This is a genomic window from Siccirubricoccus deserti, assembly GCF_014283215.1.
Taxonomy (GTDB): Bacteria; Pseudomonadota; Alphaproteobacteria; order Acetobacterales; family Acetobacteraceae; genus Siccirubricoccus; species Siccirubricoccus deserti.
In genome coordinates, this window is sequence record NZ_JACOMF010000108.1 from 1 (window position 1) to 7,855 (window position 7,855).

At 68.4% G+C, this 7,855-nt stretch carries 7 protein-coding genes; 6 read left to right on the forward strand and 1 reads right to left on the reverse strand.

Annotated features, from left to right (window positions below; translation table 11 throughout):
- From H7965_RS27665 to H7965_RS27685, 5 genes are all read left to right on the forward strand, one after another.
- Positions 1-551: MFS transporter (locus H7965_RS27665; protein ID WP_186773757.1), on the forward strand; the 551-nt coding region annotated here is incomplete at its 5' end.
- 517 nt (positions 552-1,068) lie between these two features.
- The gene (locus H7965_RS27670; protein ID WP_186773758.1) at positions 1,069-1,482 is read left to right on the forward strand and encodes a hypothetical protein; all 414 of its coding nucleotides are present in this window, start codon (positions 1,069-1,071) and stop codon (positions 1,480-1,482) included.
- A 231-nt stretch (positions 1,483-1,713) separates the two neighbouring features.
- Positions 1,714-3,243, forward strand: a complete 1,530-nt coding sequence (locus H7965_RS27675; RefSeq protein WP_186773759.1) for an efflux RND transporter periplasmic adaptor subunit — start codon at positions 1,714-1,716, stop codon at positions 3,241-3,243.
- Positions 3,244-3,253: 10 nt separating this feature from the next.
- The gene (locus tag H7965_RS27680; protein ID WP_186773760.1) at positions 3,254-6,394 is read left to right on the forward strand and encodes an efflux RND transporter permease subunit; all 3,141 of its coding nucleotides are present in this window, start codon (positions 3,254-3,256) and stop codon (positions 6,392-6,394) included.
- Positions 6,395-6,416: 22 nt separating this feature from the next.
- Positions 6,417-6,791: a hypothetical protein gene (locus H7965_RS27685; protein WP_186773761.1), complete on the forward strand. Its 375-nt coding sequence runs from the start codon at positions 6,417-6,419 to the stop codon at positions 6,789-6,791.
- Between the two features lie 146 nt (positions 6,792-6,937).
- Here H7965_RS27685 and H7965_RS27690 read toward each other — a convergent pair whose 3' ends face one another.
- Positions 6,938-7,255, reverse strand: a complete 318-nt coding sequence (locus H7965_RS27690) for a septal ring lytic transglycosylase RlpA family protein (RefSeq protein WP_186773762.1) — start codon at positions 7,253-7,255, stop codon at positions 6,938-6,940.
- A gap of 94 nt (positions 7,256-7,349) precedes the next feature.
- Between H7965_RS27690 and H7965_RS27695 the strand changes: the two genes are divergently transcribed.
- Positions 7,350-7,703: a helix-turn-helix domain-containing protein gene (locus tag H7965_RS27695; RefSeq protein WP_186773763.1), complete on the forward strand. Its 354-nt coding sequence runs from the start codon at positions 7,350-7,352 to the stop codon at positions 7,701-7,703.
- Positions 7,704-7,855 lie beyond the last annotated feature (152 nt).

A 7,855-nucleotide genomic window follows, 5' to 3' on the forward strand; every position in this document is an offset into this window, starting at 1 on the left:
AGCTCGCTGCGCTGTTCAGCGTGGACAGCTTCGCCGGCGGGCTGGCGGTCCAAGCGCTGCTCGCACTCTGGCTGTTCGGGCGTTTCGACCTCTCGCTGGCACAGGCGGGGCTGTTCTTCTTCTGGTCAGGGGTGCTGTCGGCCTTCTCCTTCCCGGTCGCGGCCTGGCTCGCGGGGCGGATCGGGCTGATCAACACCATGGTCTTCACGCACATCCCGTCGAGCCTCTGCCTTATTGCGGCGATGTTCGCGCCGGGCGTGGAGTGGGCGCTGGGCCTCCTGCTGCTGCGCTCAGCGCTGTCGCAGATGGACGTGCCGACCCGCACCTCCTACGTGATGGCCGTCGTCACCCCACCGGAGCGCACGGCGGCTTCCAGCTTCACGGCGGTGCCGCGTAGCCTCGCGGCGGCGGCCGGGCCCGCCATTGCCGGCGCGATCTTCGCATCCGGATGGCAGACGGCGCCCTTCATCCTCTGCGGCGTGCTCAAGATCGCCTACGATCTGGCGTTGCTCTGGATCTTTCGTCACGTCAGGCCACCGGAGGAGCGGTAGCCGTGGCGTCGGGATCGACCTCGGGTCCGTGACTTGCTCCGTTATCGAAGCATTACGCCACGATCCTGCCCCACGGCAGGCACGACTTCTCCCATTTCGAGGCGTTTGCTGCATGATGCGAGGATAAGGGGATACGCCATGGCACGTCTGACTCTGTTCGCCGCCTGCCTGGGCCTCACCCTCGCCGCGCCGGGCTTGCCTGCAGCCGATCCCTGGAAGGACGAGAGCGGCAACGGTCGGAGCGAGCGCCGCGGGGAGTACCGCGGGGAGCGCTGGGACGATCGCCACGGTGGAGACCGCCGAGATCGTGAGGCTCGGCGCGACGGCTGGGGCTGGGCGCGTCCGTCCATCCCACAGGGCCACTTGCCGCCACCGGGGGAGTTCCGCTTGTGGTATCCTGACCGTCCACCGGGCCATCAGCCTCCGCCCCAGCGCTGGTAACGGCCGCTCGATAGGCCAATGCGTCCAGTTGTCGCGTGGACAGAGGCCGCACCGGGATGGTAGGCGCCGGGGCGTGATGCACCGTGTGGCCCGTCGTGTCCGGTTGCTGCTCGCTGCCCTGATGCTCCTGACCGGGCTTCTGGGGCAGGCCGGGCACGAATGGGCGCATGCCGGTGTCGAAAGCCAACGGGCCTGGTCAGAGGCGATGGAAGCCGAACAGGCTTGGCTGACTGGGCTAGGTTCCGCCGAAGGCGACACGGAACCGGACGTACAGATCTTTGCCGCTGGCCAAGGGCATTCGCATGGCGACAGCCCGGACACCCAGACCGATGGGCTTGCGACGGACCACGCCCATTCCGTCGTGTTCCTGATGCCGCCGGGGTCAGCCCCTGACATGCGCGGCAGGCCGACTACCAAGTCCTGGCCGGCACCGGTTCACATCCCCATAGCGCCTTTCGACAGCCCCGATCGTCCTCCACGAAACGTCTGACACACGCCGTTCCTGCTGGCGCCATGGCGCCGGCTTGTGTCCGTTTCGCTCGGAGTTTCCATGCCCTTGACGATGTTTGGTGCCCTCAGGGGCGCCTTTGCCATAACGATTCTTCTCTCCTTCTTTGCTGGTCCGGCCCTCGCGAGCGCGGGCGGCCCCGAACACAGCCACGGTCCCGAGGAAGTGCCGGGTGCAATCCAGCCGCATCCCCGCTTTGTCGCCGAATCGGAGATGTACCAGCTCGTCGGGGTGTTTCGCGACGGCATTCTGACGCTCTACTTGGACCGGCAGGCGGACAACGCGCCGGTTACCAATGCGACAATTGCCCTTGAGATTGATGGCCAAGCGGTGGCGGTGGAAGCGCGGCCCAACGGCACCTATCGCGCCACGCCAGAGGGCATGCCATCTGGCGGCGAGATCGAGATTTTCATCACGATAGGCGGGCCGGAGCCCGACCTGCTTGTCGGCAGCCTGGCTTTGGAGACCGCCTCTGGAGAGGCGAGCGCCGGGCAAGGCGTGATCTCCGGCATCGCAGCCTTCCTGCATCGGCCGTTGGAAATGAAGGTGGCGCTCCTCGGCATGGCGGTCACCGGCCTGACCACGCTGCTGCTAGGTTGGGCCTGGGGCCGCGACCGACGGGGTGCAGTCTGGGTGGCCATCCTGCTGGCGGGCCTGGTCGCCGGCCCCGACCCGGCGCAGGCCGCGCCGGGGCATGATCATGGGCCGGCTGCGCCCGCCGCCCCCGCCAACCGCAGCGACGCGCCTCGCCGCTTGCCGGATGGCAGCGTGTTCCTTGCCAAATCCACCCAGCGCCTCCTGGAAATCCGCACCGTGGCGGCGCAGGAGGAAGCCGCGGGCCGGGCGATCAGCCTGATTGGCCGGGTCGTCAGCGACCCTAACCGCGGCGGGCTGGTCCAGAGCACCGTGGGCGGCCGCGTGGTGCCGCCCAATGGGGGCCTCCCGCGCCTGGGCCAGACGGTTCGGCGCGGCGATGTCTTGGCCCTGATCGAGCCGCCGTTGCCCGCCGCCGACCGCACCACCATCGCGGAACGCCTGGGCGAGATCGACCAGTCCATCGCCAGCGCCGAGACGCGCCTGCAGCGCGCCCGGACCCTGGCCGCTAGCGGCGCCGGCATCCGCACACAGGTGGTGGACATCGAGGTCGAGCTGGAGGGGTTGCGGCGCCGGCGTGCCATGCTGACGCAGAACCGCGGCGCCACCGAAATCCTGCGCGCCCCAGCCGATGGCGTGATCGCCAGCGGCGGCATCCAGGCCGGCCAGGTAGTCGAGGCGCGCGACCTGCTGTTCCAGATCATCGATCCAGCCGGGCTCTGGGTCGAGGCCTCGGCTTTCGGACCCGAGGCTTCCACCCTGCGCTTCGGTGCGGTGAGCGCAGCGTTGGGCGGTGGCCCACCCATGACGCTGCGCTTCATGGGCTCTGGCCGCACCCTGCAGCAGCAGGCGACGCCTGTGCATTTCGCCATCGAGACGCCTCCTCCGGGCCTCAGCCTCGGCCAGCCGGTGACCGTGCTGGCGCAGATCGGTGATCCGGTGCCGGGCATCGTGCTGGACCGCGCCGCGGTGGTGCGCGGCGGCAACGGGGAGACCATCGTCTGGCGTCAGGTCGGGCCCGAACGCTTCGAGGCCACGCCGGTCCGCATCGAATCGCTGGCGGCCGACCGCGTGCTGATCGCGGCAGGGCTGGAGGCGGGTGCCCGCATCGTGGTGCGCGGCGCCGGCTTCATCAACCAGATCCGCTGAGGGCGAGGCCATGTTCAACCTCCTCGTCACCGCCAGCCTGCGCAACCGCCTGCTTGTGCTAACTGCCGCCGCCGTACTGGTGGTCTATGGCGCCATCATCCTGCCGCGCGTGCCGGTGGACGTCTTCCCGGACCTCAACCGCCCCACGGTCACGCTGCTGAGCGAGGCCGAGGGTCTGGCGCCGCAGGAGGTGGAACAGCTCGTCACCTTTCCCATCGAGACGGCGATGAGCGGCATGCCCGGCGTGGTGCGGGTGCGCTCCGTCTCCGGCATCGGGCTCTCGGTCGTCTTTGTCGAGTTCGACTGGAGCGCCGACGTGTTCCGCGCGCGGCAACTCGTGGCCGAGCGCCTGGCCCTCGTGCGCGAACGCTTGCCGCGCGGCATCAGTACGCAGATGGGGCCCATCACCTCGATCATGGGCGAGATCATGCTGCTGGCCGTTACCGGCGAGGGCGTGGCGCCGATGGAGGTGCGGGAGGCGGCGGATTTCGTGCTCCGCCCCCTGCTGCTCGCCATCCCCGGCGTGGCTCAGGTCATCCCAATCGGCGGCGAGGTGCGGCAGTATCGCGTGACCCCTAACCCCGCGGCGATGCTGGCGCTGGGTGTCACCGCCGCCGAGATCGAGGCCGCCATCGCGCGCTTCGGGACAAACTCCGGCGGCGGTTTCGTGGACCAGCAGGGCCGCGAGTACCTGATCCGCAACCTGGGCCTGACGCAGCGGCTGGAGGACCTGCGCGGCACGCCGGTGGCGCAGCGCGCCGGCCAGGCGCAGTCCGTGCTGCTGCACCAGCTGGCGGCGGTGGAATTCGCGGCAAGGCCGCGGCGGGGCGATGCAGGCTATCGCGGCGCCCAGGCCGTTGTCGTCAGCATCCAAAAGCAGCCCAATGCCGACACGGTGGCGCTGACCCGTGTGATCGAGGCGGCGCTCGCGGAGGTGCAGCGCAGCATGCCGGCTGGCATGCGCGTTACCAACGTTCAGTTCCGCCAAGCCAGCTTCATCGAGGCCTCCATCAGCAATCTCCAGACGGTGCTGCTGGAGGCGGCGGCGGTGGTCGCCATTATCCTGGTGCTGTTCCTGCTCGATGTGCGGGCGACGGCGATTTCCCTGCTCGCCATCCCGATCTCGGTTCTGGTGACGGTGATCGTCTTCCAGTTCCTCGGCCTGAGCATCAACACCATGACGCTGGGCGGCCTCGCCATCGCCATCGGCGAGCTGGTGGATGACGCGGTGGTGGATGTCGAGAACATCCTCCGCCGCCTGCGCGAGAACGCAATGCGGGCGGTGCCACAGCCGCTGATCCAGGTGGTGGCGGCGGCGAGCCAGGAGGTCCGCTCCGGGATCGTGTATGCCACCATGATCGTCGTGCTGGTCTTCGTGCCGCTGTTTGCCCTGCCGGGGATCGAGGGGCAGCTCTTCGTGCCGCTCGGCGTCGCTTATGTGGTGGCGATCCTGGCGAGCCTGCTGGTCTCCATCACCGTGACACCGGTGCTGGCCTACTTCCTGCTGGCGCGGCGACGTGCCGACCCGGGACATCGCGACGGCCTGGTGCTGCGCGGCCTTAAGCGCGGCAACCGCACCCTGCTGGGCTGGGCCTTCGGCCATGCGCGGCTGCTCTTCGTGCTGGCCGGAGTGGCGGCTGGCGCGGCCGGTTTCGCTGCCACATTGCTGCCGCGCAGCTTCCTGCCGCCCTTCAACGAGGGCACGGCGCTCGTCTCGCTCACCTTCCGGCCGGGCATCTCGCTGGTGGAATCGAGCCGGGTCGCAGCTATCGCGGAGCGGCTGGTGGCGGAAGTGCCGGAGGTGGATTCCGTGGGCCGCCGCACCGGCCGCGCCGAACTCGATGAACACGCAGAGGGCGTCCATTCCAATGAGCTAGATGTGGCGCTGCACCGCAGTGGCCGCGCGCGGGCCGAGGTGCTGGCCGATATCCGTGAGCGGCTCTCCGTGCTGCCCGCTTCGATCAGTATCGGACAGCCCATCCAGCACCGGCTCGACCACATGCTCTCCGGCGTGCGGGCGGAGATCGCGGTCAAGGTGTTCGGCCCGGATTTTGATACGCTGACCACCCTGGCTGAGGGGCTGCGCGCGCGCTTCGCCCGGCTGCCGGGGCTGGTGGATGTGTTGGTCGAGCAGCAGGTCCGCATTCCACAGATGCGGATCACCCCCGATTACGACCGCGCGGCGTTGTATGGCATCCCGCCGGCGGAGGTGGTGCAGGCGCTGGAGACGCTGTCGAATGGCCGTATCGTCTCACAGATTGTCGAGGGCAATCGCCGCTTCGACGTGGTGATGCGCCTGGCCGACCTCGACCGCTCGACCGAGGGTCTGGCCGCGCTGCTGGTCTCCACGCCCGCGGGCTTCATTCCCCTGCGCCTGATTGCCAGCATCGAGGAGACGGACGGGCCGAACCAATTCTTGCGCGAGGGCGGACAGCGCCGCATCTTCGTCTCGGCCAATACCGACGGTGTGCGCGACGCCGCTGCGGCGGTCGCCGACATGCGCCGCGCGATCGCCGAGGCGCCGCTGCCCGAGGGCTATGCAGTGCGGATCGAGGGGCAGTTTCAGGCACAAGAGGAAGCGGCGCGGACCATCGGCCTGCTGGCGCTGGTCTCGCTCGCACTGATCTATGTCGTGCTGCATGCGCGCTACCGATCCACCGCGCTGGCGTTGGTCATAATGGGCAATATCCCATTGGCGCTGATCGGCAGCGTCGCGGCGCTGTGGATTGCGGGGGAGTCGCTCTCGGTCGCTTCCATGGTGGGGTTCATCACGCTGGCCGGCATCAGCGCGCGCAACGGCATTCTCAAGATCAGCCATTACCTCAACCTGGCGCTGACTGACGGCGAGACATTCGACCGCGCCCTGGTGCAGCGCGGCAGCGAGGAGCGTTTGGCGCCGGTGCTGATGACGGCGCTCTGTGCCGGATTGGCTTTGGTACCTCTGCTGTTTGGCGCCGATGAGCCGGGCCGGGAGATCCTGCATCCGGTGGCGGTGACCATCTTCGGCGGATTGGTCAGCGCCACGCTGTTGGATGCCGTGCTGACGCCGCTGCTCTTCCTTGTCTTCGGGCGCAGGCCGCTGGAGCGGCTGCGTGCGCTGCGCGACGAAGCCCGCTCTGATGGCGCAACCCGCGCCGCCGAAACCTACTGACACCATCAAGGAGATCACTCTGATGAACCGGCGCGACAATCTTGCACTTCTGCCCATCCTGGCCGGTCTCGCCGCCACACCTGCCATGGCGCAGCGCCGCGGACCGCATGGCGGGCTGCTCGCCGGCAGCGCGGGGCATGAGGTCGAGTTGGTGGCGGAGACCACCAACGTCCGCATCTATCTCATCGACCATGGACGGGTGGCGGCACCGCGCGCCGGCGACACCGCGCGGCTCGCCATCCAGGAGGGCCAGGCCAATCGCACCGTTAACCTGGCGGCGAGCGGCGATGCCTTCGTAGCCGCCCTCGATACGCCGATCGTGGCTGGTGCGCGGGTGGTGGTGAGCGGTCGCATGCCGGACGGGCACACCGTGCAGGGTCGATTCGTGATGCCATAGGGCGTGGCCATGTTGGAACTCGCCGCCACCTTCGCGCTCTCGGAGCTTGCCATCGTCTCCGCTCACCGCCGGTCGTGGCTGTGCTGCGCCGCCCCGGTGGCCGCCCGCTTGGTACGGCTTACGTGTCTTGGTGAATGCCGCACCATTTATCTAGCCGGGTCGTCCCTCCCGCCCGAACTGCCCGCTGATGATGACGGCACTGTTAGCGGTGTGACTTCGACTGGTGCGACTCCCTGCCGCCTCATGCCAAGACGCTCGGCTGTTTGCGGAGTGACATCAATGATCCGTCCGCCGACGTAAGGCCCCCGGTCCCTGATGGTGACGCGCTCGGACTGCCCGGTTTCGAGGTTTGTTACCTCTGCCACCATGCCTAGCGGTAGGGTCCCATGTGCGGCGGTGTCCGACGTTGCGTCGAAGCGCTCGCCGCGGGCCGTACGCCGGCCCTCAGAGCCGGGACCAAACACCTAGAGCAAAATCCGAACGATCAGAGTCATTGGGGATTCCCCTGGGCCTTGAAATCTGATTCACGCTGCTGGCTGGGCGCGGAGGCCAGCTTGCATGGCGAGAACCCTGTCTGAAGATCTGCGCTCTCGGCTGATTGCAGCGGTTGAGGGCGGCCTGTCGCGGCGCGCTGCGGCCGATCGCTTCGGGGTTGCGGCTGCGACGGCGGTCCGCTGGGTGCGGGATTGGCGTGCCACGGGCGCCACCCAAGCCAAGGCCAAAGGCGGTGACCTGCGGTCGGGGCGGATCGAAGTCTACCGAGATGCCATTCTGGCGGCGGTCGAGGCTCAGGTGGATATCACCCTGGTGGAGTTGTCCGGCATGCTGCACCGGCAGCACGGCGCCGCCTTTGCGCCCAGCACGGTCTGGCGCTTTCTGGACCGGCACGCCATGACGCTTAAAAAAAACTAGGCTGGCAAAGCTTGCTGGCATGCTTGGTGCTCGAGTGCGGCGAGATATCCTGCTGGATCGCGGCGAAAGCGGGTGCGCAGGGTTCGGGCGAGACGCCTCGGCTCAAGGCGCTGGCGGAGGTCGCGCCATCGTTCTCGGCTGACCCGGCCGAG